Source organism: Amycolatopsis sp. NPDC003676 (assembly GCF_053587275.1).
The window spans coordinates 22,653-47,918 of record NZ_JBSFNS010000025.1; the positions used below are offsets into that span (position 1 = coordinate 22,653).

Annotated in this window: 24 protein-coding genes; 8 read left to right on the forward strand and 16 right to left on the reverse strand. The window is 68.7% G+C overall.

Going from position 1 to position 25,266, the window contains the following annotated elements:
* Positions 1-25 precede the first annotated feature (25 nt).
* Both ACWDNU_RS17435 and ACWDNU_RS17440 read left to right on the forward strand, forming a co-directional pair.
* Positions 26-610, forward strand: a complete 585-nt coding sequence (locus tag ACWDNU_RS17435) for a class F sortase (RefSeq protein WP_370940571.1) — start codon at positions 26-28, stop codon at positions 608-610.
* Between the two features lie 94 nt (positions 611-704).
* The gene (locus ACWDNU_RS17440) at positions 705-1,502 is read left to right on the forward strand and encodes a VOC family protein (RefSeq protein ID WP_449669598.1); all 798 of its coding nucleotides are present in this window, start codon (positions 705-707) and stop codon (positions 1,500-1,502) included.
* A gap of 341 nt (positions 1,503-1,843) precedes the next feature.
* Here ACWDNU_RS17440 and glpK read toward each other — a convergent pair whose 3' ends face one another.
* Positions 1,844-3,352, reverse strand: coding sequence for a glycerol kinase GlpK (glpK, locus tag ACWDNU_RS17445; protein ID WP_370940378.1), 1,509 nt, complete (start codon positions 3,350-3,352; stop codon positions 1,844-1,846).
* Positions 3,353-3,374: 22 nt separating this feature from the next.
* Positions 3,375-4,121, reverse strand: a complete 747-nt coding sequence (locus tag ACWDNU_RS17450; RefSeq protein ID WP_449669643.1) for an MIP/aquaporin family protein — start codon at positions 4,119-4,121, stop codon at positions 3,375-3,377.
* Positions 4,122-4,334: 213 nt separating this feature from the next.
* On the opposite strand from ACWDNU_RS17450, the gene ACWDNU_RS17455 reads away from it, so the two are divergent.
* Positions 4,335-6,104 (forward strand): glycerol-3-phosphate dehydrogenase/oxidase, encoded by a 1,770-nt coding sequence (locus tag ACWDNU_RS17455; protein ID WP_449669599.1) that lies wholly within the window; start codon positions 4,335-4,337, stop codon positions 6,102-6,104.
* 34 nt (positions 6,105-6,138) lie between these two features.
* Here the strand turns inward: ACWDNU_RS17455 and ACWDNU_RS17460 are convergent, their stop codons facing one another.
* The gene (locus tag ACWDNU_RS17460) at positions 6,139-6,672 is read right to left on the reverse strand and encodes a GNAT family N-acetyltransferase (protein ID WP_449669600.1); all 534 of its coding nucleotides are present in this window, start codon (positions 6,670-6,672) and stop codon (positions 6,139-6,141) included.
* Positions 6,673-6,821: 149 nt separating this feature from the next.
* Between ACWDNU_RS17460 and ACWDNU_RS17465 the strand changes: the two genes are divergently transcribed.
* Complete coding sequence (locus ACWDNU_RS17465) at positions 6,822-8,276, forward strand: class I adenylate-forming enzyme family protein (RefSeq protein WP_449669601.1); 1,455 nt, start codon at positions 6,822-6,824, stop codon at positions 8,274-8,276.
* 1 nt (position 8,277) lies between these two features.
* Here the strand turns inward: ACWDNU_RS17465 and ACWDNU_RS17470 are convergent, their stop codons facing one another.
* The 5 genes from ACWDNU_RS17470 to ACWDNU_RS17490 all read right to left on the reverse strand — a co-directional run bounded on the left by ACWDNU_RS17470 (position 8,278) and on the right by ACWDNU_RS17490 (position 12,744).
* Positions 8,278-9,534 (reverse strand): sensor histidine kinase, encoded by a 1,257-nt coding sequence (locus ACWDNU_RS17470; protein WP_449669602.1) that lies wholly within the window; start codon positions 9,532-9,534, stop codon positions 8,278-8,280.
* On the reverse strand, positions 9,519-9,902 hold the full coding sequence (locus ACWDNU_RS17475) for a DUF1707 SHOCT-like domain-containing protein (protein ID WP_449669603.1): 384 nt from the start codon (positions 9,900-9,902) through the stop codon (positions 9,519-9,521). The genes ACWDNU_RS17470 and ACWDNU_RS17475 overlap by 16 nt, the downstream gene beginning before the upstream one ends.
* A gap of 8 nt (positions 9,903-9,910) precedes the next feature.
* The gene (locus ACWDNU_RS17480) at positions 9,911-10,474 is read right to left on the reverse strand and encodes a DUF1707 SHOCT-like domain-containing protein (RefSeq protein WP_449669604.1); all 564 of its coding nucleotides are present in this window, start codon (positions 10,472-10,474) and stop codon (positions 9,911-9,913) included.
* A gap of 54 nt (positions 10,475-10,528) precedes the next feature.
* The gene (locus ACWDNU_RS17485; protein ID WP_370940371.1) at positions 10,529-12,322 is read right to left on the reverse strand and encodes an acetyl/propionyl/methylcrotonyl-CoA carboxylase subunit alpha; all 1,794 of its coding nucleotides are present in this window, start codon (positions 12,320-12,322) and stop codon (positions 10,529-10,531) included.
* Positions 12,323-12,423: 101 nt separating this feature from the next.
* Entirely contained in the window at positions 12,424-12,744 is a 321-nt protein-coding gene (locus ACWDNU_RS17490) for an SAV_915 family protein (protein ID WP_106961290.1), read from the reverse strand.
* A gap of 29 nt (positions 12,745-12,773) precedes the next feature.
* Between ACWDNU_RS17490 and ACWDNU_RS17495 the strand changes: the two genes are divergently transcribed.
* Positions 12,774-13,493 (forward strand): hypothetical protein, encoded by a 720-nt coding sequence (locus tag ACWDNU_RS17495; RefSeq protein WP_449669605.1) that lies wholly within the window; start codon positions 12,774-12,776, stop codon positions 13,491-13,493.
* A gap of 4 nt (positions 13,494-13,497) precedes the next feature.
* On the opposite strand, the gene ACWDNU_RS17500 is transcribed toward ACWDNU_RS17495, so the two are convergent.
* The 4 genes from ACWDNU_RS17500 to ACWDNU_RS17515 form a co-directional block, all read right to left on the reverse strand.
* A complete protein-coding gene (locus ACWDNU_RS17500) occupies positions 13,498-14,844 on the reverse strand; it encodes a dicarboxylate/amino acid:cation symporter (RefSeq protein WP_370940369.1) in 1,347 nt (448 codons plus the stop codon).
* Positions 14,845-14,947: 103 nt separating this feature from the next.
* Positions 14,948-15,559: a Maf family protein gene (locus tag ACWDNU_RS17505; RefSeq protein WP_449669606.1), complete on the reverse strand. Its 612-nt coding sequence runs from the start codon at positions 15,557-15,559 to the stop codon at positions 14,948-14,950.
* Between the two features lie 575 nt (positions 15,560-16,134).
* The gene (locus tag ACWDNU_RS17510; RefSeq protein WP_449669607.1) at positions 16,135-17,754 is read right to left on the reverse strand and encodes a DHA2 family efflux MFS transporter permease subunit; all 1,620 of its coding nucleotides are present in this window, start codon (positions 17,752-17,754) and stop codon (positions 16,135-16,137) included.
* On the reverse strand, positions 17,735-18,343 hold the full coding sequence (locus ACWDNU_RS17515) for a PadR family transcriptional regulator (RefSeq protein ID WP_449669608.1): 609 nt from the start codon (positions 18,341-18,343) through the stop codon (positions 17,735-17,737). The genes ACWDNU_RS17510 and ACWDNU_RS17515 overlap by 20 nt, the downstream gene beginning before the upstream one ends.
* A 252-nt stretch (positions 18,344-18,595) precedes the next feature.
* Between ACWDNU_RS17515 and ACWDNU_RS17520 the strand changes: the two genes are divergently transcribed.
* Positions 18,596-19,312, forward strand: coding sequence for a tyrosine-protein phosphatase (locus tag ACWDNU_RS17520; protein WP_449669609.1), 717 nt, complete (start codon positions 18,596-18,598; stop codon positions 19,310-19,312).
* On the opposite strand, the gene ACWDNU_RS17525 is transcribed toward ACWDNU_RS17520, so the two are convergent.
* A complete protein-coding gene (locus tag ACWDNU_RS17525) occupies positions 19,302-20,588 on the reverse strand; it encodes an MFS transporter (RefSeq protein WP_449669610.1) in 1,287 nt (428 codons plus the stop codon). The two genes, ACWDNU_RS17520 and ACWDNU_RS17525, sit on opposite strands and share 11 nt — an antisense overlap.
* Before the next feature lie 91 nt (positions 20,589-20,679).
* Between ACWDNU_RS17525 and ACWDNU_RS17530 the strand changes: the two genes are divergently transcribed.
* The gene (locus ACWDNU_RS17530; RefSeq protein ID WP_449669611.1) at positions 20,680-21,291 is read left to right on the forward strand and encodes a TetR/AcrR family transcriptional regulator; all 612 of its coding nucleotides are present in this window, start codon (positions 20,680-20,682) and stop codon (positions 21,289-21,291) included.
* A gap of 12 nt (positions 21,292-21,303) precedes the next feature.
* The gene (locus tag ACWDNU_RS17535; RefSeq protein ID WP_449669612.1) at positions 21,304-21,708 is read left to right on the forward strand and encodes a hypothetical protein; all 405 of its coding nucleotides are present in this window, start codon (positions 21,304-21,306) and stop codon (positions 21,706-21,708) included.
* A 69-nt stretch (positions 21,709-21,777) separates the two neighbouring features.
* On the opposite strand, the gene ACWDNU_RS17540 is transcribed toward ACWDNU_RS17535, so the two are convergent.
* Genes ACWDNU_RS17540 through ACWDNU_RS17550 form a run of 3 tightly spaced genes read right to left on the reverse strand, consistent with a single transcriptional unit; the run spans position 21,778 to position 25,194 of the window.
* The gene (locus ACWDNU_RS17540) at positions 21,778-21,990 is read right to left on the reverse strand and encodes an acyl-CoA carboxylase epsilon subunit (RefSeq protein WP_370940361.1); all 213 of its coding nucleotides are present in this window, start codon (positions 21,988-21,990) and stop codon (positions 21,778-21,780) included.
* Positions 21,991-21,997: 7 nt separating this feature from the next.
* On the reverse strand, positions 21,998-23,635 hold the full coding sequence (locus ACWDNU_RS17545; protein ID WP_370940360.1) for an acyl-CoA carboxylase subunit beta: 1,638 nt from the start codon (positions 23,633-23,635) through the stop codon (positions 21,998-22,000).
* A 14-nt stretch (positions 23,636-23,649) separates the two neighbouring features.
* On the reverse strand, positions 23,650-25,194 hold the full coding sequence (locus tag ACWDNU_RS17550) for a hypothetical protein (protein WP_449669613.1): 1,545 nt from the start codon (positions 25,192-25,194) through the stop codon (positions 23,650-23,652).
* Between the last annotated feature and the right edge of the window lie 72 nt (positions 25,195-25,266).

A 25,266-nucleotide genomic window follows, 5' to 3' on the forward strand; every position in this document is an offset into this window, starting at 1 on the left:
CAGGCCTGGCCGGATCGGGGGAATGATGATCAGGAAGACAATCGCCGCGTCGGCCGTCGCGCTCGTCGCGCTGGTGTCCGGATGCTCGGTCGGCTCGACGACCGCGGCACCCGCTTCCAGCGGTCCGTCCGCTTCGTCGGCCGCGATGCCGAAATCGGAGCCGGTGTCGCTGGACATCCCGAGCATCGACGCGCATTCCAGCCTGGTGCCGCTCGGCCTCAATCCCGACAATTCGGTGCAGGTCCCGCCGGTCAGCACGCCGTTGCAGGCCGGTTGGTACGAAAACGGCCCGACGCCCGGCGAGGTCGGCCCCGCGGTGGTGCTCGGACACGTGGACGGAAACAAGCACAAAGGGATCTTCTACCGGCTCAAGGAAATGAAGCCGGGAGACGACGTAGACATCGCCCGCCGCGACGGCTCCACCGCGCACTTCGAGGTGACCAAAGTGGACCAGGTGCCCAAAGACGTCTTCCCGAGCGACGCGGTCTACGGGGACACTTCGGACCCGCAACTGCGCCTGATCACCTGTGGCGGTGCGTTCGACCGGGCCGAGCACAGCTATGTGGACAACATCATCGTGTACGCCCACCTGGTGAACGGCTCGCACTGATCGGGCGATTGCCCGGGCATTGAAGAAGACGCCCCCGATTTTGTCGGTCCCCGGTGCGACACTGTGGCGGTTGGCACAAGTCTGGGAGGCGCGCATGATCACCAGGACAGAACCGTGGCCCGCGGGCACACCGTGCTGGGGCGACCTGATGGTGCCGGACCGCGACAAGGCGGTCACGTTTTACGAGGGTTTGCTGGGCTGGACAGTCGAATCCGGCGGCCCGGAGACCGGTTTTTACGGAATGGCGCAGATAGCCGGAAAACCGGTGGCGGGCATCGGCCAGATCCCGCCGGAGCAGGCCGGGATGCCGCCGATGTGGACGACGTACCTGTCAGTGTCCGATGTAGACAAAACGGTGGCCGCCGTCGCCGAGGCGGGCGGCCAGGTCATCGCCCCGCCGATGGACGTCCTGACCGAGGGCAGGATGGCCATCGCAACCGATCCGACCGGCGCGACGTTCGGCCTGTGGCAGCCCGGTCGGCACTCGGGAACGCAGGCCACTTTGGTTCCGGGCGCACCCGCGTGGAACGAATGCATGACGCGGGATTTCGCCGCGGCTAAGCAGTTTTACGGGGATGTGTTCGGGTACGGGTTCGGGGACATGTCCGGGCCTGGGTTCACCTATGCGACGTTGGATGTGGACGGTCGGCCCGTTGGCGGCCTTGGCGAGCTGTCCGCGGACAGCCCGGCGCAGCCCGGGTGGGTGACGTACTTCTGGACCGCGGACGCGGACGCATCGGCGGCGAGGGTCGCCGAGCTGGGCGGGACAGTGGTGAACCCGCCGGTAGACACGCCCCATGGACGGCTGGTGGTCGCGGTGGATGACCAGGGGGCGGGATTTTCGTTGATGGCGCCGAACGCCCAGTCCGGGACTCAGGACGGGTGGGGATGATGCTGAAGCTGGGCTGACCTGGGCCGAGCCGGTGCCGGGTCGAGCCGCGCCAGAAGTGCGTGAGGGGAACCCTGAGGGAATCAGATTCCCTCAGGGTTCCCCTCACGGCCCTTCAGCCAGCCAAGCCGCACGCCATCGCGGCGGTCGTGCGACCGACCGCCCAGCAACTCGCCAGCCAGCGATAGCTCAAACGAGATCCGGCGACGCGGCCAATGCCGCGCAGCCAGCGATCGCTCAAACGAGGCCCGGCGACGCGGTCAACGCCGCGCAGCCAGCGATCGCTCAAACGAGGCCCGGCGACGCGGCCAATGCCGCGCAGCCAGCCAACCCCGCCGGAAGGATCAGTCCTCCACCCAGTCGAACGTCTTCGTGACCGCCTTCTTCCAGTTCCGATACTCCTTCTCCCGCCGCGACTCGTCCATCGACGGGTCCCACTGCTTGTCCTTCGCCCAGTTGGTCCGGATGTCGTCCTCCGACTCCCAGAACCCGACCGCCAGCCCGGCCGCGTACGCAGCACCCAGTGCGGTCGTCTCGTTCACCACCGGACGGATCACTGGCACCCCGAGGATGTCGGCCTGGAACTGCATCAGCAGCTCGTTCACGACCATCCCGCCGTCTACCTTCAGCGACTTCAGCGGGACACCCGAGTCGGCGTTCATCGCGTCGATCACCTCGCGCGACTGGAACGCCGTCGCCTCCAGCACCGCCCGCGAGATGTGGCCCTTGTTCACGAACCGGGTCAGGCCGACGATCGCGCCGCGGGCGTCGGAGCGCCAGTACGGGGCGAACAGGCCCGAGAACGCCGGCACGAAGTACGCGCCGCCGTTGTCGTCGACCGTTCGGGCGAATTCCTCGATCTGGGCCGCCGACGAAATCAACCCCAGGTTGTCCCGCAGCCACTGCACGAGCGAACCGGTGACCGCGACCGAACCCTCCAGTGCGTACACCGTGTCGTTCGAGCCGATCTTGTAGCAGACCGTCGTCAGCAGGCCGTTCTCCGACAGCACCTTCTCCGTGCCGGTGTTCAGCAGGACGAAGTTGCCGGTGCCGTAAGTGTTCTTGGCCTCGCCCGGCGAAAGGCACGCCTGGCCGAACGTCGCCGCCTGCTGGTCGCCCAGGATGCCCGCGATCGGCACCTCGGCCAGCGCCCCGCGCGGGCGGACCTTGCCGTACACCTCCGACGACGACCGGATCTCCGGCAGCATCGACAGCGGAATCCCCATCTCCGCCGCGATGTCCTCGTCCCACTTCAGGGTGTCGAGGTCCATCAGCAGCGTGCGCGACGCGTTCGTCGGGTCGGTCACGTGCACGCCGCCGTCGGTGCCGCCGGTCATGTTCCACAGCACCCAGGTGTCCATGTTGCCGAACACCAGGTCGCCTGCCTCGGCCCTGGCCCGCGCGCCCTCGACGTTGTCGAGGATCCACTTGATCTTCGGGCCGGAGAAATATGTCGCGAGCGGCAGACCCGTCTTCGAGCGGTAGCGCTCCTGGCCGCCGCCGAGCGCTCCGAGCTCAGCGGCGATCTTGTCGGTGCGGGTGTCCTGCCAGACAATCGCGTTGTACACCGGCTTCCCGGTGTTGCGGTCCCACACGAGCGCCGTCTCGCGCTGGTTCGTGATGCCCACCGCGGCGATGTCGGTCGGGCGCAGGTCGGCCTTGGCGAGCGCGCCCGCCGCGACCGCGCGGGTGTTTTCCCAGATCTCCTCGGCGTTGTGCTCGACCCAGCCCGCCTTCGGGAAGATCTGCTCGTGCTCGCGCTGGTCGACCGCGACGACACGGCCGGAGTGGTCGAAGATCATGCAACGCGTCGACGTGGTGCCCTGGTCGATCGCGGCCACGTAGGAAGTCATGGATTTCCTCCAGGAAAGGGGATCAGGTCAAGTTGTGGACGGCGAGCCACACCACCGCGGCCAGCGCCGCGCCGACGAGCGGCCCGAGGACCGGCACCCACGAGTAGCCCCAGTCGGGGTCGCGCTTGCCCTTGATCGGCAGCAGGAACGCGTACGCGAGCCTCGGGCCGAGGTCGCGGGCGGGGTTGATGGCGTAGCCGGTCGGCCCGCCGAGCGAGATGCCGATCACCAGCACGACGAACGACACCCCGGCGTAGCCGAGCGCTGAGTTGCCGAAGTCCGGCCCGGACGCGGCGGTCTTGAAGACCGGGGTGAACAGGATCCAGCCGACCAGCACGAAGGTGCCGATGATCTCGGTCACCAGGTTCCACGCCTTGTTCCGGATCTGCGGGGCGGTGGAGAAGATGCCGAGCGTCTCCTCGGGGTTCGGGTGGTCGTCGAACTGGAGCTTGTACGTCAGCCAGCACAGCACGGCGCCGAGAATCGCGCCGAGCATTTCCCCGATCAGGTAATACGGCACGACCGTCCACGAGACTTTGCCCGAAATGGCGAGCCCCAGCGTGACCGCCGGGTTGAGGTGCGCGCCGGTCGGCGCGGCGATGCTGGCCCCCGCGAACACCGCGAAGCCCCATCCGAAAGTGATGAACAGCGTTCCGGCTTGGAAGCCGTTGTTCTTGCGCAGCACGACGTTGGCCACGACGCCGTTGCCCAGCAAGATAAGCACTGCTGTGCCCAGCAGTTCCCAGACGATGATCGCGCCCGGACTCAGACTTACGCTCACGCTCTCCGCACCTCCACACTGGACAGTCTGTGCAGGGCCGAACACGTCCGGCCACAGCCCCGTCGCCGACCCCAGTCCGCGGCACGTTACCGCCGCGTACGCGCGCAATCCATAAGCCGGGCGAAGCAATGTGACCATGATCGTCATGGGTTCCGCCACACGTGTCACCTCGGGGTCAGCAGACGATCACGCAAGCGTGCGATGCTGGGGAAGGTGGAGCACGAGGAGGAACGAGTGGTGACGAATCCGCGCAACGGCAGCGAGCCGGCCCAGCTGGGTCCGGCGGGCCGGGAGGAATCCTGGCGGCGCTTCGGCGACGAGACCTTCGACCTGGTCGTGATCGGCGGCGGCGTCGTCGGCGCGGGCACGGCGCTCGACGCGGCGACCCGCGGCCTGCGGGTGGCTCTCGTCGAGGCCCGCGACCTGGCGTCCGGCACGTCGAGCCGGTCCAGCAAGCTCTTCCACGGCGGCCTGCGCTATCTCGAGCAGCTCGAGTTCGGCCTGGTGCGCGAAGCGCTGCACGAGCGCGAGCTGATGCTGACGAAGATCGCGCCGCACCTGGTGAAGCCGGTGAGCTTCCTGTATCCGCTGACGCACCGGATCTGGGAACGCCCGTACACCGCCGCCGGCTTGCTGATGTACGACACGATGGGCGGCGCCCGGTCGGTGCCCGGGCAGAAACATCTCACCCGGGCGGGTGCCCTCCGAATGGTCCCCGCGCTCAAGCGGTCCGCGCTGATCGGCGGCATCCGGTATTACGACGCGCAGTCGGACGACGCCCGGCACACGATGACTGTCGCGCGCACCGCCGCGCATTACGGCGCGGTGGTCCGGACCTCCACCCAGGTCGTCGGCTTCCTGCGCGAGGCGGACCGGATTTCCGGCGTGCGCGTGCGCGACGTCGAGGACGGCCGCGAAACCGAGATCCACGCTGGCGCGGTGGTCAACTGCACCGGCGTGTGGACCGACGAACTGCAGCGGCTGTCCGGCGGCCGCGGCCGGTTCCGCGTGCGCGCGAGCAAGGGCGTGCACATCGTGGTTCCGCGCGACCGGATCGTGTCCGAGTCGGGGATGATCCTGCGCACCGAGAAGTCGGTGCTGTTCGTGATCCCGTGGCGCAACCACTGGATCGTCGGCACCACCGACACGGACTGGAACCTCGACCTCGCCCACCCGGCGGCCACCAAGCACGACATCGACTACCTGCTCGAACACGTGAACTCGGTGCTCGCGACGCCGCTCACGCACGACGACATCGAAGGCGTGTACGCGGGTCTGCGGCCGCTGCTGGCCGGCGAGAGCGAAGAGACGTCGAAGCTGTCGCGCGAACACGCGGTCGCGCGCGTCGCGCCGGGCCTGGTCGCGATCGCCGGCGGCAAGTACACGACGTACCGGGTGATGGCGGCCGACGCCGTCGACGCCGCGGTGGTCGACCTGCCCGGCCGTCCGCCGTCGTCCATCACCGACAAGGTCCCGCTGATCGGCGCGGACGGCTACCACGCGCTGGTCAACCAGGCGGATCACCTGGCCGCCGAGCACGGGCTGCACCCGTACCGCGTCCGGCACCTGCTCGACCGCTACGGCTCGCTGGTGCACGAGGTGCTGGCGCTCGCGGCGGACCGGCCGGAGCTGCTCAAGCCGATCGAGTCCGCGCCGGATTACCTCGGAGTGGAGGTCGTGTACGCGGCCAGCCACGAGGGCGCGCTGCACCTGGAGGACGTCCTCGCGCGGCGCACGCGGATCTCGATCGAGTACGCCCACCGCGGCGTCGACTGCGCCGAGCAGGTCGCCCAGCTGGTCGGCGGTGTGCTGGGTTGGTCGGAGGACGAGACGAAGCGCGAGGTGGAGGTCTACCGGGCGCGGGTCGAGGCGGAGCGGGATTCGCAGCTGCAGCCGACGGACGAGTCGGCGGACGCGCTGCGGGCGGCGGCTCCGGAGGCTCGGGCCGGGTTGATCGAACCGGTTAGCTGAGCGGGCCTCGTGGGTGCCGGGCGAGATCCGGCACTCACGAGGGCTTGAGGATCCACCGAATGAGCGTCTCCCCGCTGGGCGACGGCCGATCCTCGGGCCCGACCCGGCTGAACCCGGCCCGCCGCGCGACGACCTCGGACGAGGTGTTGCTTTCGTCGTGCCGGTAAGCGATCTCGTGCAATCCCAGCCGCGCGAACCCGAACTGGATCGCGGCCGAAAGTCCTACTGCCGCAATGCCTTTGCCTCGTTCGGCCGGATGCGTCCACACCGATGCCTCGGCCGTGCCGAAGTCGAGGTCCAGGTCGCGCAGTCCGACCTCGCCGAGCAGGCGGCCGGTCGCCGGTTCGGCCACGGCCCATGAGCAGCGTTCGTCGCACGCCCATTGCGCGGCGCGCAGGGTGACGTATTCGGTGGCTTCGTCGGGGGTGCGCAGCCGGTAATTCAGCACGTACCGCCGATGCTGCGGGTCCGCGAACGCCTCCATCAGCGCGGGCCGGTCGTCGAGCTTCCGGTCCGCGCGCAGCTGACGCAGGTAGTACGCGCCCGCGTTGATCTCCACGGGTTCCACAACTCGAGCCTAACCGTCCGGAACCGGAAAACGGCTGCGTGCCGCGTCACGACCGGGGCGGGCGCCAGGGTGAAAAATCCTTGCCGTTTCGGGCAGCGCCGAGGGAAAAGCCGTCGCGCGGTGATGATCACACTGGCAGCGTTGCCGGTATGCCGGACAATCTGACCCAGTTTGCCGCCGAACATTCCCGTCTGCACGGATGGGACGACCTTCCCGCTTTCCTCGCCGACGACCGGACCTGGACGTTCGCCGAGGTCTACGCCGGGGCCGCACGCGTCGCGGGCGGTTACCGAGCCGCCGGGCTGCACCATGGCGACCGTGTTCTGCTCGCGCTTCCGGACAGCATCGAAATGGTCTGGTGCCTGCTCGGCGCGTGGCAGGCCGGAATCGTCGCGATTCCGGTGAATGTCCAGATGAGCCATGACGATCTGACCCGGGACATCCGGACCGCAGAACCCGCGTTGATCGTCGCCGACCCGGAGACCGCGGGCTGGCTCGACGACGCCGGTCTCGCCCCGACGATCGGCGCGGATCGGCTGGCGGAGGCGGAACCGGAGACGGAGTTCGCGCCGGGCGAGGACCGTCCGTCGCACGCGATGTTCACGTCCGGGACGACCGGCGCGCCCAAGCTGTGCTTCTACCTCCACAGCAACTTCGACCCGTCGATGCTCCGCACGGATGGCGTCGGCACGGTCGCGTTCTCGGTGTCGCGCATGTATTTCGCTGGCGGTCTGTACTCGTCGGCGATGGCGACGATCTGCACCGGCCAGACGTCGGTGCTTTCGCGGCCGCGCGCGACCCCGGCCGCCGCGCTGGAGTTGATCCGCCGCCACAACGTCGCGACGCTTTTCGCGCAGCCGAGTTTCTACGCGCGCCTGCTGCAGGAACCGGGGCACGCCGAGACGCTCGGACAGTTGCGCGGCGCGATGTGTGCTGGCGAAGTGCTTTCCGCGCGGTTGCGCGAGAAGCTGGTGCCGATCTTCGGCGACCGGCTCATGAATCTTTACGGTTCCACCGAAGCTGGCGGATACGCCGCTGGCCAGCCGGCGAACTACGCCGATCCGTCCGCCGTCGGCCCGGCTTTCGAGGGACGTTCGGCGCGCGTCGTGGTCGACGGGAAGGAGGTGGCGGCCGGGGTGCAGGGCGAACTGCAGGTTTTGGTCCCGTTCGCCACGCGGGGTGTCGCTCGCGGCAGCCTCGGCCCGGATCAGGTGACCGACGTCTGGTGGTCGACTGGCGACCTCGGGTCGATCGACGCACAGGGCGTCATCCACGTTTACGGACGGCTGGACGACGTCGAGGTGATCGGCGGGCAGAACGTGGTTCCCGGTGAGGTCGAACGCCTTCTCGAAAGTCACCCGAAGGTGCGCGAGGCGGCGGTGAGCGCGGTGCGGCGGGAGGCGGGGGACACGACGTTGCGCGCGTACGTGGTCACGACGTCGGGCTCTGGAGACGACGATCTGGGCGCGGAGTTGGTCGCGCTGACTCGTGAGCATCTGTCGTGGTACAAGGTGCCGCAGGATGTGACCTGGCTGGAAGCCTTGCCGCGCAACGGAAACGGCAAGGTGTTGCGGCGACAGTTGCGTACTGCTGGCGGTCAATGAACTAAGGCGAAGGGATCGCCGGAAACTCCGCGTGTACGGCGGTCCCTTCCCCTCGCGCGGACTCGATGGTCAGCGAACCGGCGACCCGCTGTACGCGTTGGCGCATCGCTTCCAGCCCGAAGCCGGTGCCGTCGCCGCGGTCGCCGGGGGCGAAACCTCGTCCGTCGTCGCGGATGTCGAGCATGACCAGGTCGGTCGTGTAGGTCAGGGTGATGCCGATCCGGTTGGCGCGCGCGTGTTTTTCCGCGTTGGCAAGGGCTTCCTGCGCCACCCGGTACATCGCCACCTCCAGCTCCGGCAGCAACGGTCGCGCGTCGCCTTCGACGTCGGTGGTCACCTTGGCGCCAGAAGTGTCGGACACTCGATTCGCCAAGCCTGCCAACGCTTCCGGCAGGTGCGAGTCGGCTAACGGCTCCGGGCGCAATGCCTGCACGGCTCGGCGCGCCTCGGTGAGGCTGTCCTTCGCCAGCGTGTGCACATGGTCGAGATGCCGTTGCCGATCCGCGGCTTCGGTGGCCCGGTCAGCGGCTTGCAGCTGCGTGACGATGCCGGTCAGCCCCTGGGCGACGGTATCGTGGATTTCGCGAGCCATCCGCTGCCGCTCGTCGAGCACTCCTGCCTCGCGGGCTTGAGTGAGCAGTTGTGCGTGCAGCGCCGCGTTTTCCGTTAGCGCCGTTTCCAGTTGCGCGTTCGATTGCGCGAGTTTTTCGTTGGTACGACGGCGTTGCTCGTTCTCCGCGCCCACGAACCACGCCACGTACAGGATCGGCCCGACGATCGACACCGCGGTGATCCACGGCGGCGACGGTTGCCAAATTCCCTTGGCCAGCAATGGAACCACTGCTGTCGCAGCTGCGGCGAAGATGCTCCACCGCGTCGGGAACAACACGAACGCGATCGGGTAACCGACCGAGGCGAAGGCGGTGAACGGGTCCAGCCGGGCGGCGAGCACGGTCGCGCCGGTCAGCAGTACGACGAAGAATCCGATGGCCAGCCAAGGGTTTCGCGTGCGGTGCGGGAAAACCGGGATCAGCACGAGCAGCCACAGTCCGGTCGCCGCGGCGAGAAGCAGCGTGGTGCGCCATTGCGCGGCATCGCCATGCGGCTGACCTGCGGCGATGATGGTGCACACGGCGAGCGCCAAAATCCCGACCCCGGCGAAAACCGGGCCCGCCCATCGCTCGGCCTTCGGGTCGACCGAGCCCGGCCGCAGCCCCATCAGCGGGCTGAACCGCGGCGTGCTCAGCGGCGTCGCCATCCGCTGAGCAGGATCAGCAGCAGCGGCAGCGCGAACACGATCAGCAGCCGTCCGCGCGTCACGATGAGCACGATGACCGCCAAGGCAATCGAAAGCGGCACCGAATACCGCATCACGAACGAACCGACCTTGCCGTTTCCGGCGGACGGCACGACCGGTTGCGGCCGGGCCGTGGCCAGCAGCGCGCTCGGGCGCGGCGAGGGCAGGTCGTCGAACAGCGGCACCAGTTCGCTCACCAGCTTGGCCGACGTGACTTTCGCCGAGCGGCTGCCGTACTCGTCGATGTCGAGGCGTCCGGTGCGGACGTGCTCGGAGAGGACGTCGAGCGCGTCCTGCCGTTCGTCGTCGCTCAACCGCAGGTCAGGCATGGTTCGCCTCAGGGGTCCAGACGGCGCTGCCGCCGGTGTTCGTCGCGCATCGCCCGGAACTCCTCGCGGCGTTCCCGGTGCCGGTCGTGGCGGTGGTGATGGTCGTGGTGCTCGAAACCCTTGCCCCAGAGCGCGCGGCCGACCGCGGTGAGCGCGATCGGCGCGAAGATCACCGGCCAGCCCGCGGTGCCGGTGGCGATCAAGGCGATCGCCGCGATCCACACCAGCGGAATCAAGGCGGCGACGGCGCGTTGCCCGGCCGACCACTCCGGCTGCCGCGCGGCCACCTCGCCGGACGCCGCGGGCTGCGGCACGGGCATCGGCGGCGGTGGCGCCGCGGCCGGTTCTGGCGCGGCGGTCGCGCCCGCGCCGAACACCGGATGCGGCACCGGCAGGTCGGTGAACAGTTCGCCCAGTTCGCCGCGGGTCTTGGCCGCGGTGATCCGGGCGGAACGTTCGCCGAACTCGTCAATGTCGATCCGCCCCGCGCTCATGTGCTCACCGAGCGCATTCAGCGCGGACTCTCGCTCCTGGTCGCTGATCCGCAGCTGCGGAGACGGAACCTCAGTCACGTAGTCGATGGTAGGCCGCGCGAGCGCGCGGCACCCACGACATTCAGCACAACTTCAGTCCTTGAGCTCCAAGAGTTGCGTTCCCTGCGTGACCGCGGAGCCGATCTCGACCGAAAGCCCGGTGACGGTGCCCGCTTTGTGCGCGGTTACCGGGTTCTCCATCTTCATCGCTTCGAGGACCACGATCAGCTCGCCCGCCTCGACGTGCTGGCCTTCCTCGACCGCGATCTTCACGATCGTGCCCTGCATCGGCGCGGTGACCGCGTCGCCACTGACCGCTGCCTTCGCGCCGCCGGCCCGCTTGCGCGGCTTGGCTTTCGTCGCCGCGGGCGCGCCGCCGCCTTCGAGGGCGAACCCGCCCGGCAGCGACACCTCGAGCCGGCGTCCGCCGACCTCGACCACGACGTTCTGCCGCGGCGCCTCTTCCTCGGCCTCGACGTCCGGCGCGACGAACGGCTCGATCTTGTTGTCGAACTCGGTCTCGATCCAGCGGGTGTGCACGCTGAAGCCGTTGTCGTCGCCGATGAACGCCGGGTCGTCGACGATCACGCGGTCGAACGGCAGCACGGTGGCCATGCCCTCGACCTCGAACTCGGCCAGCGCGCGCCGGCTGCGCTCGAGCGCGTTCTGCCGGTCCGAACCGGTGACGATGAGCTTGGCGAGCATCGAGTCGAACTGGCCGCCGATCACGCTGCCGGACTCGACGCCGGAGTCGACGCGCACGCCCGGGCCGGACGGGGCCACGAACTTGGTAACCGTGCCCGGCGCGGGAAGGAAGCCGCGGCCGGCGTCCTCGCCGTTGATGCGGAACTCGATCGAGTGACCGCGCGGCGTGGGGTCCTCGGTGATCCGGAGCTTCTCGCCGCGCGCGATGCGGAACATCTCGCGGACCAGGTCGATGCCGGTGGTCTCTTCCGAAACCGGGTGCTCGACCTGCAGCCGGGTGTTCACCTCAAGGAAGGAAATGGTGCCGTCGACGGCGACGAGGTACTCGACGGTGCCCGCGCCGTAGTAGCCGGCCTCCTTGCAGATGGCCTTGGCGGACTCGTGGATCCGGGCGCGCTGGTCGTCGGACAGGTACGGCGCGGGGGCCTCTTCCACCAGCTTCTGGTGGCGGCGCTGCAGCGAGCAGTCGCGGGTGCCGACGACGATCGCGTTGCCGTGCTGGTCGGCCAGCACCTGCGCCTCGACGTGCCGCGGCTTGTCCAGGTAGCGCTCCACGAAGCACTCGCCGCGGCCGAACGCGGCCACCGCCTCGCGCGTCGCGGACTCGAACAGTTCGGGGATTTCTTCGCGGGTGCGGGCGACCTTCAGGCCGCGGCCGCCGCCGCCGAACGCCGCCTTGATCGCGACCGGCAGGCCGTGCTCGTCGGCGAACGCGATGATCTCGTCGGCGTCCTTCACCGGCTCCTTGGTGCCGGGCACCAGCGGCGCGCCCGCGCGCATCGCGATGTGCCGCGCGGTCACCTTGTCGCCGAGGTCGCGGATCGACTGCGGGCTCGGCCCGATCCAGGTCAGGCCCGCGTCGAGGACGGCCTGGGCGAACTCGGCGTTCTCGGAGAGGAAGCCGTAGCCGGGGTGGACCGAGTCGGCGCCGGCCCGCTTGGCGGCGTCGAGGATCTTGTCGATCGCGAGGTAGCTCTCGGCCGCGGTGTTCCCGCCGAGGGCGAACGCCTCGTCGGCGAGGCGCACGTGCGGAGCGTCGCGGTCCGGGTCGGCGTACACGGCCACGCTCTGCAAGCCCGCGTCCTTCGCGGCCCGGATCACGCGAACCGCGATCTCGCCCCGGTTCGCGACCAGGATCTTGGTCACCGGACCGCCTGTGCTCGCGGTGTCCTGCTCGCTCACCACATACCTCCCGTGCCCGTCGCCGCGCTGCTGGTCAACCGGGAGTCTACGGACCAGGACCGGGCCTGGATTGAGAGGTGGACCACCCAGTTCGGTCCTGTTTATACCCGTCCGGCCGGGGCCTGATGCCGGAGTTCGGCCGGTAGTTCGGAGTCCAGCACGATGACGTCGTAGGGGTTGACCTGGTGCACCAGGGCCAGATTCTCGGTGTTGACCAGGATCCACGGCTGGTGCTCGCCGCAGCAGTCGACGAGCCGGTCGAGCGCGGTGAACGCGACCAGAGCGGTGCGGCCGTCGGGGGTGCGGCGCAGTTCGACGTTGGCTCCGGTCTGGCCGTCGGTGGTCGGGCCGGTGGGGCCGGTCGGCAGGTAAAGGGCCGGGGGCAGATTGGGGTTCGTCACTCCGACAACATAGACGGACACGGTGCGCAAGATCGCTTACAGTCTCGGATATGGGGACTTGGCCGAAGCGCATCCCGCGATCCGCGCTGCTCACCGCCGTTCTCGCGGCGGTGGTGACGGCGGCGGCGCTCGTGGTGGTCGTCGCGCTGCGCCCGAAGCCCGACGGCGCGGTCACCATGGCGCCGCGCGAGCCCGCGGCGGCCCCGGTCGAAGCACCGTCCTCTACCTGCGGAAACGGCCCGTGCCGCCAGTTGGCCGCGGTGAACGTCGGCGGCACCCCGGTCGTGTTGCTGGCCGACGCCACGGGAAGCGGGGGCCGGGTCCAGGTCGGGCAGCAGCCGTTCGAACTGGCGATCACGAACCTGGGCGCGAAGCTGACCGCGACTTCATTGCGCTGCGTCGACGGATCGACCGCCGCGTGCCTGATCCGCGGCGACGCGCCAGGCGGCTCGTACGGCGAATTGCTCACCGAGTCCGGCGGGGTGTGGCGCGACTACGGCAAGCCGTATTTCTCCGACGCGGGTTCGCTGTCGCTCTACGACGTGAGCCAGGACGGCCGTCCGGACGTCATCGTCGTCCGGCACGAATGCCCGCAGGCGGTGTCCGGCTCGCCGCGCTGCCAGGCTGCTCCGGTGGTGGCGGAGGTGTACGAACTCGACGGCGAGGTGATGGGCTGCACGAGCACCGTCACCTCGCCGTCGAATTTCCGGGGCTGGCCGGACGTCGAGCTGAAGAAATCCCAGCTGCGGCGGTGTTCCGGCAACTCCTGACGCGTCAGGCGGTCGCGGGACGGGCGGCGCCGCCCTCGTCGCGGTGGTTCGGGCGAGCGGTCTGCGTACTGAGGATCTCGTCGTCGAGCAGGCCCTCGCTGCGGGCGACGATGGTCGGGACCACGATCTGGCCCGCGACATTCGTGGCCGTGCGCATCATGTCCATGATCGGGTTCACCGAGTAGATCAGCGCGATGCCGATCGCGACCTGCTTGGCGTCGAGGCCGATGAACGCGGTGGTCAGGGTGAGCGCGGTCAGCCAGCCGGTGGTGCCCGCGGTGGCGAGCGCGCCGAGCACGGCGACGACCACGATGCCGACGTACTGCCCGAAGCTCAGCGGCACCCCGGCGAGGTTGGCGATGAAGATCGCGCCGATCGCCGGGAAGACCGCGGCGCAACCGTCCATTTTGGTCGCGCTGGCGAGCGGGGTGGCGAAGGCGGCGTATCCGGGGTCGACGCCGAGGTTCACCGCGGACTGCCGGGTGAGCGGCAGCGTCGCCGAGCTGGACTGCGACGCGAACGCGAACTGGATCGCGGTGCCTGCCTTGGCGAAGAACGTCAGCGGGCTCACCTTCGCGACGAACTGCAGCAGAATCGGGTAGACCACGAACAGGATCAGCAGGCAGCCGACGTACACCGCCAGCGTGGTCGACAGCAGCGGACGGAACAGCGCGTCGCCGTAGTTGGAGACCGCGGCGCCGATCAGGCCGATGATGCCGATGGGCGCGAGCCGCACGATCCAGCCGAGGTAGCGCTGGATGATTTCGAAGACACTGGTGGTGAAGTCGACGAACGGCTTCGCCTTGTCGCCGAGGCTGTAGGCGGCGGCGCCGATCACGACGGCGAGGAAGAGCACCTGGAGCGTGCTGCCTTCAGCGAAAGCGGAGAAGAAGTTCTCCGGCAGCAGGCCCTTGATGAAGGCGTCCCAGGAACCCCAGTGGCTCATGCTCTTCGCGGCCTTGTCGGCGTTCTTCGCGGTGGCCGCGACGCCCTCGCCGAGCCCGCCGGAGCCGGGGTTGAACAGCTTGCCGATCGCGATCCCGACCAGCGAGGCGATCAGCGACGTGATCGCGAACCACAGCACGGTCTTGCCGCCGAGCCGCGCGGCGGTGCGGCCGCCGCCGAGGCCGCGGAGGCTGTTGATGCCGACCACGATCGCGGTGAAGACCAGCGGGATGACCGCGATCTGCAGCAGGGTCGTGAAGATCGTGCCGATGTGGTCGAGGGTGTCGGTCAGCCAGCCGGCTTCGGTCGTCCGCGCGAGCACGCCGAGGCCGGCGCCCACGACAAGCGAACCGAGCACGGCCGCGGCGAACACGCGCGGTTTGGTGTACGTCCTGACGAAGGACATGTGCCACCCCAGGGAGGTCGAGAGTTTCCGCTGGCCCGGGTGCGGGCCGGCGTCGACTTTCCCTGATCACTCGTCCGAGTGACACATCGTCCCAGTATGTGAACTATTTCCACATCTCGGTGACGCTGACGCCCACCTCGGCGAGGAGCTGGCGCAGCAGCGGAAGGCTGATCCCGATCACGCTGGAGGGGTCGCCCTCGACGCCCTCGACGAACCACCCGCCGAGCGCGTCGAGCGTGAACGCCCCCGCGACGTGCAGCGGTTCGCCGGTGGCGACATAGGCGTCGATCTCGGCCTGGCTGGGATTGGCGAAGTGCACGGTGGTGGACCGCGTGCCGGAGGCTTCCTTGGTGCGCTGCCCGCCGTCGAGCCGGACGACGGCGTGCCCGGTGAGCAGGACGCCGGAGCTGCCGGCCATCTTCGCCCAGCGCTGCTTCGCGACTTCGGCGTTGGCGGGCTTGCCGACCATCTCGCCGCCAATGGAAAGCATGGAATCGCAAGCGACGATCACGGCGTCGGGTTCGGAAACCATCTCGACGACGGCGTTGGCCTTGGCTTTGGCGAGCGCCGTGACGAGTTCGGCCGGGGCGGGATCGGTGAGCGCGGCGGCAACGGCGTCCTCGTCGACGCCGGACACGACGACGGCCGGGTCGAGACCGGCGCTGCGCAGCACGGAGAGGCGGGCGGGGGACTGGGAGGCGAGGACTAGACGCACGGGCTTGAACGCTACCTCTGTTGGGTGGGGTGTGGGGGTGTGGCCCGGGGCGGGGGTGTTGCGGTGGCGCGGGGTTCGGGGTGTGGCTCGGGGGTGGCGGTGGCGTGGGGTTTGGGGTGTGGCCCGCGGGTGGCGGTGTCGCGGTGGCGCGGGGTTCGGGGTGTGGCCTGGGGGAGGCGGTGTCGCGGTGGCGCGGGATTCGGGGTGTGGCTCGGGCGGAGATGTCGCAGTGGGGCGAATCCAGTGTCGAGCCCGACGCCAGCGTTCCGAGCTGAGCGATTCCGGCGCGCGGTGCGAAGGCGAGAGGCCAGCGCGGCACGAGGGCAACGGCGCGGTGAGAGGGGCGGGCTGCGATGTTGCTGGGCAGCGGGGGACCTCGCGGCCGCGTACGTGGCAATCGCCGCAGGCGGGTTTTGTGTTGCGCCGCAACCGTGACACCGCTGCTGCGTGATGCAGGGCGCGCTCGGGCCTGGGCTCGGCTCGCCCGGCATGGCCTCCTGTTCGCGTTGCCCCTCTCTTGTTGCCGTCCCTGCCCCGGCTGGGTCTGGCCAGCCGGGGCAGGGACGGTCAGCCGTTCATCGGGCCGGTTCCGGAGTAGGAACGGCCGGTGCTGGCGTGTGCGATCGGGGCGTCACCCGGCGCAGGGCGGCTGCGGACAGGACTCCCAGTACCAGCACCACGATCGGCAGGATCAGCGTCGCACGGGCGGCGTCGGTGAGTCCATTGTGGACTACCTCCCCGGCGAGGCGGCCCGCTTGGGCGGCGAGGTCTGCCGGGAGACCCGGGATCGGGGCGGGACCGCCGGAGGAGCCGAATTCGCCGGTGGAGGCGGCGGCGTGAGCAATGCCTTCGGTGAAAGGCACGCGGTATTGCTCTGGCAGTTGTTGGGCAGCGGTGGCGGCCTCGCTCGTGATGGAAGCGCTGATTCGTGCTTGCAGGAGCACGCCGATCGCGGCGCTGCCCAGGACCCCGCCTACCTGGCGGGCGGTGTTGAAGATGCCCGATGCGGTGCCGGTGAGCCGTGGTTCTACCGACGCCATCGTCAGGTTGCTCATCGGGGAGAAGATGCAGCCGACGCCTAGGCCGCACACTAGAAGGGCCGGGATCAGCGCCCACGGACTGGTGTCCGGACGGGCTTGCAGCGCGATGATGCCCACGCCCGCGGCCAGTAGAGCGAGGCCGCCCATCACCAGGTACTTGCCGTTGATCCGGTCCGAGGCGCGGCCTACGAACGGGGCGATCACGCCGGACAGCAGCGACATCGGGGCGGTGAGCAGGCCGGCCACGGTGGGGGACAGGCCCAGTACGGTCTGGATGTAGATGATCAGCGGCAGGAACATACCGGTCATCGTGAAACCGACGGTGGTCGCGGTGAGGGTGCCCGCGGAGAAGTTGCGGTTCGCGAACACCGCCAGCGGGACCAGCGGTTCGCGGCGGTTGTAGTGCTGCCACAGTACGAAGGCGACCAGCAGCACCACTCCGGCACCGATGATTTCGAAGACTGTGATGCCACCAAACACAGTGCCCCAGTCGTACTGCTGTCCATTTTGGACGCCGAACACGATGCAGAACAGTCCGGCGGCGGACAGCAGAATGCCGAGCAGATCAAACGAGTGCGAGTGCTTCGGCTGCCAGTCCGGCACCAGCCACAGCGTGAGTGCGATGGCGACGACGCCGATCGGCACGTTCACGTAGAAAATCCACTCCCAGCCGAGGTGCTGCACCAGCACGCCGCCCAGCAGCGGGCCGGTGATCGTGGCCAGGCCGGCTACGCCGCCCCACGCGCCCATCGCCGCGCCGCGCTTCGCGGGCGGGAAGAGGTGGCTGATGAATGCCAGCGTCTGCGGCGTCATCAGCGCCGCGCCGAGGCCTTGCACGGCACGGGCGGCGATCAGCATCTCGACGTTGCCGGACAGGCCGCACCACAGCGACGACGCGGTGAAAACGACCAGCCCGGCGACGAAGACGCGCTTCGGGCCGAAGCGGTCGCCGAGGCGGCTGGTGAACAGCATCGGCACGGCGTAGGTGAGCAGGTAGACGCTGATCACCCACACCACCGAGTTCAGCCCGGCTCCGAAGTGCTGCAGCATGGCGGGCACCGCGATGGACACGATCGTGGTGTCCAGCAGGATCATGAAGAACCCGATGCAGAGCGCGCTGAGCGCGGCCCACGGGTTAACTGGTCTTGCGTTCATGGTCTTCCTTGAGCTTGAGTTTCTTGTCCTGGAAAGGGATCCGGCCGCTGTCGAGGTCCGCGGACAGCTGCTCGATCCACGCGAGCTCGAACTTCCGCTGTGCCGCGCTGTAGCGGAAGTCGAGCCAATAGATTTCGGGGGTGCCGTCGGATTCCAGCCGGTCGATGAGCACCTCGTCGGAGGCCACGGCCGCGCGCAGCGCGGTCATCCGGTGCTCCAGTTCGAGCAGCGCCACGTCGCGCCCCAGATCGTCGATCACGGCGAGTCCGCTGAGTACGTCGCTGTAGTCCGGCACCACGTCGCCCAGCATTTGCCGGGCTCGTTCCTGGAAGGCGTCCTTGCCCGCGGCCGTCATCGCATACACCGTGCGCTCCGGCCGCCTGCCGTCTCGCTGGGTTTCGACGACGTCGACGAAACCGTTGCGCTGCAAGCGATCCACCGTGTGATAGAGCGAGCCGGCCTTGAGCTTCACGCGGGCTTCGACGTGCCGTTCCCGCATCAGCTGGGCCATTTCGTACGGGTGCATCGGCCGCTCGTGCAGCAGCTCGAGCACGGCGACGCCCAGCGCCGTGAGCTTGGCCGCGACCATGACGGTGTTCCTCCAGGGATCCAATCGAGTGATACCAAGTGGGTTATTCCACGTGGACTATACGGTGTGGAGCAAGCTGCGATCCAGTGTGATCTGCGCTGGTGAGCAGCTCGTGGCTGACGGTGATGGGTGCTGCGAGATGGGGAGAGCGTAACCAGGACCACCGACAAAAACCGGCGATCGCCTGTTCGACGGCCCTTTCGCGGCCCCGAAAGGCTTTCCGCGACCGACGACCCGGGCCAAGATCGGCTCATGGGCGAGAACCGGGCAGTCGACTGGGAAGGCTTCTTCAACACCCGAGACCTCGGCGGTCTCCCGACCCGATCCGGTCCCAGCACCGAATCCGCGCGCTTCTACCGCTCCGCTAGCCTCCGCTTCGTCACTGACGCGGGCTGGGCCAGCGCGCGCGAATCCGGCCTCCGCACCATCGTCGACCTGCGCAACCCCGTCGAGATCAGCACCTACGCCGTCACCGTGCCACCCGGGATGACCCGCTGCGAAGTTCCGCTGGACGACATCGAGGACACCGAGTTCTGGCAGTACATCGCCGACGAGCAGCTTGACGGAACCCCGCTGTACTACCGCGTTTTCCTTGACCGCAAAGCAGAACGCTGCGCAGCCGTCCTGAAAACGCTGGCCCAAGCCGAAGGCGGAGTGCTCTTCCACTGCACTTCCGGGCGAGACCGCACCGGCCTCGTCTCGCTCCTCCTGCTGGCCCTGGCCGACGTCGACCCGGAAACCATCGCCGCCGACTACGCCCTCTCGACCGAAGCCGTCCTGCCGCTGTACCGGGCGCTAGGCGTCGAAGACCAAACCGCGCTGCTCGAAGCAGCCTTGGCCCGCCGCCAAACGACCATCCGCGAAGCCGTCATCAAGACCCTCGACGGCTTCGACGTCGCCGAGTACCTCGTCCGCGCCGGAATGGCCGCGGACGAGGTAGACCGTCTTCGGGACCGGCTCAGTCGGTGACCTGGTGCAATTGCCGTGCCCGGCGGCTGCCCAGCGAATACCAGCCCGCGATCCCGGTGCCGACGGTGAGTGCGGCCGCGCTGAGGCCCAGCGACCAGTGCACCCCGACGGCGGAACCGAGCAGCCCCACGGTGAATCCGCTGCCCGCGCGAAGCCCGTTCGCGGACACGCTGTACACGCCGATCACCCGGCCGCGTTCCTCCGGTTTCGCCAGCAGCTGCACGACGGTCTGGCCGATCGACATCGACGCCAGGTTCGCCACGCCCCCGATCACCAGCAGTGCCACCGCGATCGGGTAGCTGGCGGTCATCGCGAAGAACAGGCTCGAGATCCCGTAGATCGCCGTGCTGACCACCGCCGCGGGCACGTTCGGTTTGATCTTTCCGGTCGCCTCCAACAGGATCCCGCCGATCACGCCACCCGCGCCGTTGGCGAACAGCAGCACGCCGTACGCGGTTCCGGCGCTGCCCGCGCCCAGGTCCTGCGCGAAAATCGGCATCGAACTCTGCATCGAAGCGCCGACGAAGAAGGCACCGAGCCCGGCGAGGATGATCATCCCGACCATGGTCGGGTTACCGCTGATTTCCTTCAGCACCCGCACCGAATCCATCAACCCGACCCGTGGCCGGCGGACGATTCCGCCGTCTCGCGTGTGGCCGGTGAACTTGGTGCGGAACAGGAAAATGGTCAGCGGCAGGTAGAACGCGACGTTCACGAAAATGCCCGCCACCGGCCCGAGTCCGAGCAGCAGGGCCGAGCCGACGACCGGGCCGAAGAGAATGCCCAGGCTGCGGAAGGTCGCGTTGAGCCGGACCGCGCTCGGCAATTCGGCCGGTCCGACGAAATCGTGCAGCATCAGCTGTTCGCCCGGCCCCCAGATCGCACCCGCGCAGCCGTGCAAAATCAGCAGTACGCAGGCACTCCACACCTCGAGGGTGTCGGTGAGGATCAGCACGCCCCACGCCGCGGACACCGCCATGAACAGCACCTGCGCGGCCTGGATGATCCGGCGGCAGTCGTGCCGGTCGGCCAGTCCGCCGAAATACACCGAGAACAGCAGGAACGGCACCCAGTGGCTGATCACCTCGAACCCGGTCAGCGCGGGCGACTGGAACTTCTCCCACAGCACCCAGTAGGTGATGACGTGCTCGACGTTGTCGGCCATCATGGCCAGGCCGGTGCCGATCAGGTAAGGACGGCAATCCTTGTTGTAAAGCGCGGCGAATTTGCGCGGGGCCGCGGGGGCAGCCTCGGCTTCGGGTTGGTGCGTCGGCACCCCGCACGCGGAACACATGACTGAGAACCCCCTAGTGAGCTGGTGCGCTCAACGCTAGACGAGACGTTGCGTCTTGGCTAGACTTCTGCACGTGGGCGACGTCACTGAGCCCGGCGAGCGCCGGCATCACGGGAACCGTTACGGCCGCAGCGAGAACGCGCGCCGCGCGGTCTTGTACGCGGTCGACGATCTGCTGGTGGAGGTCGGTTTCGCCCGGCTCACGATGGAGGGCATCGCGGCGAAGGCCGGGGTCGGGAAGCAGACCGTCTACCGCTGGTGGCCGTCCAAAGTGGACATTCTGCTCGAAGCCCTCGGCGACGACCTCGTCGAGGAACTCTCCCCGCCCGACACCGGCGACCTCCGCAAGGACCTCTGCGCGCACCTCGCCGCGATCGCGTCCTTCCTGACCACCGCCGACGCCGGTGCGGTGTTCCGCACGCTGCTCGGCCAGGCGCAGCACGACCCGGACCTGGCTCGGCGGCTGCGCGAGGACCACGTCCGCGGCCAGCACGCGCGCGACCGGCTTCCGCTCGAACGTGCTGTCGCCCGCGGCGAACTGCCGCCGGACACCGACCTGGACACGGCGGTCGAGCAACTCGTCGGGCCGATCCATTACCGGGTGCTGGTCACCGGCGCACCAGTGCCGCCGGAATTCACAGATGGCCTGGTTGAGCGATACCTCCGCGAGCATCGCCCCGAGTAGGCTCCTGGAGACATGGGAACGGTCTGGTGGCTGATCGGTCTGGCTGTGGCCGCCGCGGTCATGGCCGGGATTGTCTGGATTTTCCGGGACCGCGCGGGCGGGCTCGATCAACGATTACGGGCGGCCGAACAGGCCTCGCGCTGGCGATTTCTGCAGCAGCGCTGGGAATCGGAACCGATGGCGCGGCTCGCGACCGTCCAGCAGGTGCACGCGCTCACCCAGAACGGCGGCTGCCAGGTCCGGATCGTCTGGACCGACAGCTACCACGCCGAGGACGTCGAGATCGAGCACGACCAGGCTGACGCGGGCGATTACCTGTTGCTGCGCGGAGTCGGCCCGCTCGGTTCGATCACCCGGGAGGAGCTGTTGGCGCACGCGGGTGCTGACGCTCCGGATTGGGCTCAGCGCGGACGTTGACGCACCAGCCGCGTAGGCGGTCGTGAGTGGCGGTGCCGGTTAGAACCGGCGCCAACACTCACGAGGACTTCAGCGAGGCAACGACGAGGCGCGCCAGGCCCCGTCACCAGCGGCCAGAGGCGCGTGCAGCGCGGCCGACCGGTCGCCCCACCATGACGTACGACGCCGTGCCGGAGCGGGCGGCGATGCCGAAGCAGCAGCGGCCACCACTGCGGTGAGCGCGGCGAGTTCGGCGTCGTCCGGGTTGCCGCGGACTACGCGGAGCAGGGGAGTGTCCGTCATCGCGGCCTCACAGGGGAATGTTGCCGTGCTTCTTGGGCGGCATCGATTCGCGCTTGGTGCGCAGCAGGCTCAGCGCCTTGGCGACGTGGCCGCGGGTGTGCGCCGGCACGATCACCGAGTCGACGTAACCGCGTTCGGCCGCCGCGTACGGGTTGAGCAGCGTGTCCTCGTACTCCTGGATCAGGTCCGCGCGCAGTGCGTCGACGTCCTTACCTTCCGCCGCCGCGTTGGCCAGCGTCTTGCGGTGGACGATGTTCGCCGCGCCCTGCGCGCCCATCACCGCGACCTGCGCGGTGGGCCAGGCCAGGTTGATGTCCGCGCCGAGATGCTTGGAACCCATCACGTCGTACGCGCCGCCGTAGGCCTTGCGCGTGATCACCGTGATCAGCGGGACGGTCGCCTCCGCGTACGCGTAGATCAGCTTCGCCCCGCGGCGGATGATGCCGTTCCACTCCTGGTCGGTGCCGGGAAGGAAGCCGGGCACGTCCACGAAGGTCAGCACCGGGATGTTGAACGCGTCGCAGGTCCGCACGAACCGCGCGGCCTTCTCGGACGCGTCGATGTCGAGGCAGCCGGCGAACTGCGTCGGCTGGTTCGCGACGACGCCGACGCTTTGGCCGTCGACCCGGCCGAAGCCGACCAGGATGTTGGGCGCGAACAGCTCGTGCACCTCGAGGAACTCGCCGTCGTCGAGCACGCGGGTGACGACCTCGTGCATGTCGTACGGCGTGTTCGGCGAGTCCGGGATGAGCGTGTCCAGCTCGCGGTCGGTGTCGGTGACGTTCTCGAAGAACCCGGCCGGCGGCACGTCAGCGTCGAACTCCGGGGGCTCGGACAGGTTGTTCTGCGGCAGGTAGGAGAGCAGTTCCTTGACGTAGGCGATGGCGTCCTCGTCGTCGGAACCGAGGTAGTGCGCGACGCCCGACTTGGTGTTGTGCGTGCGCCCGCCGCCGAGTTCCTCGAAGGTGACGTCCTCGCCGGTCACCGTCTTCACGACGTCCGGTCCGGTGATGAACATCTGCGACGTCTCGTCCACCATCACGACGAAGTCGGTGAGCGCGGGAGAGTAGACGTGCCCGCCCGCGTTCGCGCCCATGATCAGCGAGATCTGCGGGATGACGCCGGAAGCCATGGTGTTGCGGCGGAAGATCTCGCCGTACAGGCCGAGCGACACGACGCCTTCCTGGATCCGCGCGCCGCCGCCCTCGTTGATGCCGATGATCGGACGGCCGGTCTTGATCGCCAGGTCCATCACCTTGACGATCTTCTCGCCGTAGACCTCGCCGAGCGCGCCGCCGAACACGGTGACGTCCTGGCTGAACACGCACACCGGACGCCCGTCGACGGTGCCGTACCCGGTGACGACGCCGTCGCCGTACGGGCGGTTCTTCTCCAGCCCGAAGTTCGTGGAGCGGTGCCGCGCCAGCTCGTCCAGCTCGACGAACGAGCCCTCGTCGAGCAGCAGATCGATCCGCTCGCGGGCGGTTTTCTTGCCCTTGGCGTGCTGTTTCTCGATCGCGCGCGCCGAACCGGCGTGCACGGCCTCGTCGTAGCGGCGGTAGAGATCCGCGAGCTTGCCGGCCGTCGTGTGGATGTCCGGTTCTCCCTCGGGCGGCGTCCCGAGCGGCTGCGTCGCACTGCTCATGTGGCGGAGCTTAGCTACTGCGCGGTTGCCGCGCGTGTGGCGTAGGACTCCCTCGTCGCCGTTTCGCACACCAGCACGCGGCCGTCGAGCGTGCCGACGACGAGCCGGTCCGGGGCTCGCGCGCTGAGCGAAAGCGGGACGACCGGATGTCCGTTGACCTGCAGCTGCTGCCGTGCGAGTTCGCGACCGTCGGCCGCGTCGAGGGCGACGATCTCGCCGGAGTTGAACGCGACGTAGACGGTGTACCCGATGGTGTCTATCGCGGTGACCTGGTGGTCGGCGGTGAAGACCCACTGGGCTTTTCCGTCGGGATAGGAGCGGCGGACGACGCAGGAGTTGCCCGGCAGGAGTCCGGCGCCGTTGTAGACCGCGGTGGCGTGGACGATCGAGCCGTCGACGAACACGCCAGGGCCGCCGAAGAGGTGCCGGTTCTGGGCCGCGTCCCATTCGAGAGGAAACAAGCGCTCGGTTCGCCGCCGTGCGGGATCGAAGGCGACGACCCATTTGTCCTCGTGCGCTCGCGGGCCCATGCCTTGCAGGAACAGCAGCGTGGGCGCGCGGCGGATGTCGAAGAAATGGTTGATCAGGTCGTATCCGCCGAGGTCGACGCGGCTTTCCGAGGGCAGCACCTCGGTCGGACCCGAAATGGGCCGGATGGCGAGTTGCCCGGTTTCGTCGGCGACGACCACGGCGGGATGGTCGAAAGCCCGGACCGGTTCGACGTGTCCGTCGGCCAGCCGGACACGTTCGACAGTCGAGGCCGATCCGGTCCAGCCAGTCCAGGTGTTGAGGACGGCGGTGTTCTCGGCGGGGTCGACGCAGAGCTGGCAGCCAATGCCCGAAGTGGGCACGGACCATTCGCCTTCGCCGGTGGCCGACCAGCACTCCACGGCGACCCGATCAAGACTGGCGAGAATCCGTCCGTCGCTCAACGCGGCGACCGCCCACACCTGCCGGCGGCGTTTTTCCGGGGTGATCGGCGTGGCGGTTGGTGCCACAGTGACGCCGATGACCTGCAGCGAACGGGCCTTCACCGCTCGCCAGTCCGGCACGGCGATGGCGACGGCCATCGTGGTGGTGCCGAGCTCTTCCTCGTCGTCCTCGGTGGGGACCGAAATTTTCGCGTCGAGGGTGTGCCGGTCGCGCCAGCGAAGTCCGGTGACCTCACGGCGGTCCTTCAGCAAAGAGGTCGCGTGGCCGGATTCGAGGTCAAGAACGGTCAGCTCACCCTCGTAGAAATAGCCGCCGTCGTACGACCCGGAGCCGATGGCGAGGATCGGCAGCTCCGGATGAAACGCCAACGCGTTGACCGGCCAATGCAGGCGCACCAGGTGAACGCATTCGAGCGTGTCGGCGCGGTAGAGGCCGACGCGGTTCCAAGAGGTCGGGCCGGACGAACTCTCCACGCTGTGCCCGGCCCACAGCGGACGTCCCAGCGCACCTCCGACGGCCACATAGCCCGTGCGGGAATCGGCCTCGGTCAGCCGCACTTCGCCGACTTCGGCGAACCGGCCGTCGCCGAGAACCTGCTGGACGGTCAGCACTTCGGAGTCGGTCACCAACGAAGCCTATGACCGGCGTCAGTTGAATTTTCGGCGTCGGCCTGGCCATGACCGGCGTTCTCCGGCCTA

What these genes read in the sequence shown, in the direction of transcription:
- ACWDNU_RS17545 (WP_370940360.1), bottom strand. Translation starts at nt 23,635, where the DNA reads ATGAGCAGTGCGACGCAGCCGCTCGGGACGCCGCCCGAGGGAGAACCG.
- ACWDNU_RS17535 (WP_449669612.1), top strand. Translation starts at nt 21,304, where the DNA reads ATGGGAACGGTCTGGTGGCTGATCGGTCTGGCTGTGGCCGCCGCGGTC.
- glpK (WP_370940378.1), bottom strand. Translation starts at nt 3,352, where the DNA reads ATGACTTCCTACGTGGCCGCGATCGACCAGGGCACCACGTCGACGCGT.
- ACWDNU_RS17520 (WP_449669609.1), top strand. Translation starts at nt 18,596, where the DNA reads ATGGGCGAGAACCGGGCAGTCGACTGGGAAGGCTTCTTCAACACCCGA.
- ACWDNU_RS17510 (WP_449669607.1), bottom strand. Translation starts at nt 17,754, where the DNA reads ATGAACGCAAGACCAGTTAACCCGTGGGCCGCGCTCAGCGCGCTCTGC.
- ACWDNU_RS17455 (WP_449669599.1), top strand. Translation starts at nt 4,335, where the DNA reads ATGCTGGGGAAGGTGGAGCACGAGGAGGAACGAGTGGTGACGAATCCG.
- ACWDNU_RS17435 (WP_370940571.1), top strand. Translation starts at nt 26, where the DNA reads ATGATCAGGAAGACAATCGCCGCGTCGGCCGTCGCGCTCGTCGCGCTG.
- ACWDNU_RS17465 (WP_449669601.1), top strand. Translation starts at nt 6,822, where the DNA reads ATGCCGGACAATCTGACCCAGTTTGCCGCCGAACATTCCCGTCTGCAC.
- ACWDNU_RS17470 (WP_449669602.1), bottom strand. Translation starts at nt 9,534, where the DNA reads ATGGCGACGCCGCTGAGCACGCCGCGGTTCAGCCCGCTGATGGGGCTG.
- ACWDNU_RS17475 (WP_449669603.1), bottom strand. Translation starts at nt 9,902, where the DNA reads ATGCCTGACCTGCGGTTGAGCGACGACGAACGGCAGGACGCGCTCGAC.
- ACWDNU_RS17495 (WP_449669605.1), top strand. Translation starts at nt 12,774, where the DNA reads ATGGGGACTTGGCCGAAGCGCATCCCGCGATCCGCGCTGCTCACCGCC.
- ACWDNU_RS17440 (WP_449669598.1), top strand. Translation starts at nt 705, where the DNA reads ATGATCACCAGGACAGAACCGTGGCCCGCGGGCACACCGTGCTGGGGC.
- ACWDNU_RS17500 (WP_370940369.1), bottom strand. Translation starts at nt 14,844, where the DNA reads ATGTCCTTCGTCAGGACGTACACCAAACCGCGCGTGTTCGCCGCGGCC.
- ACWDNU_RS17515 (WP_449669608.1), bottom strand. Translation starts at nt 18,343, where the DNA reads ATGGTCGCGGCCAAGCTCACGGCGCTGGGCGTCGCCGTGCTCGAGCTG.
- ACWDNU_RS17540 (WP_370940361.1), bottom strand. Translation starts at nt 21,990, where the DNA reads ATGACGGACACTCCCCTGCTCCGCGTAGTCCGCGGCAACCCGGACGAC.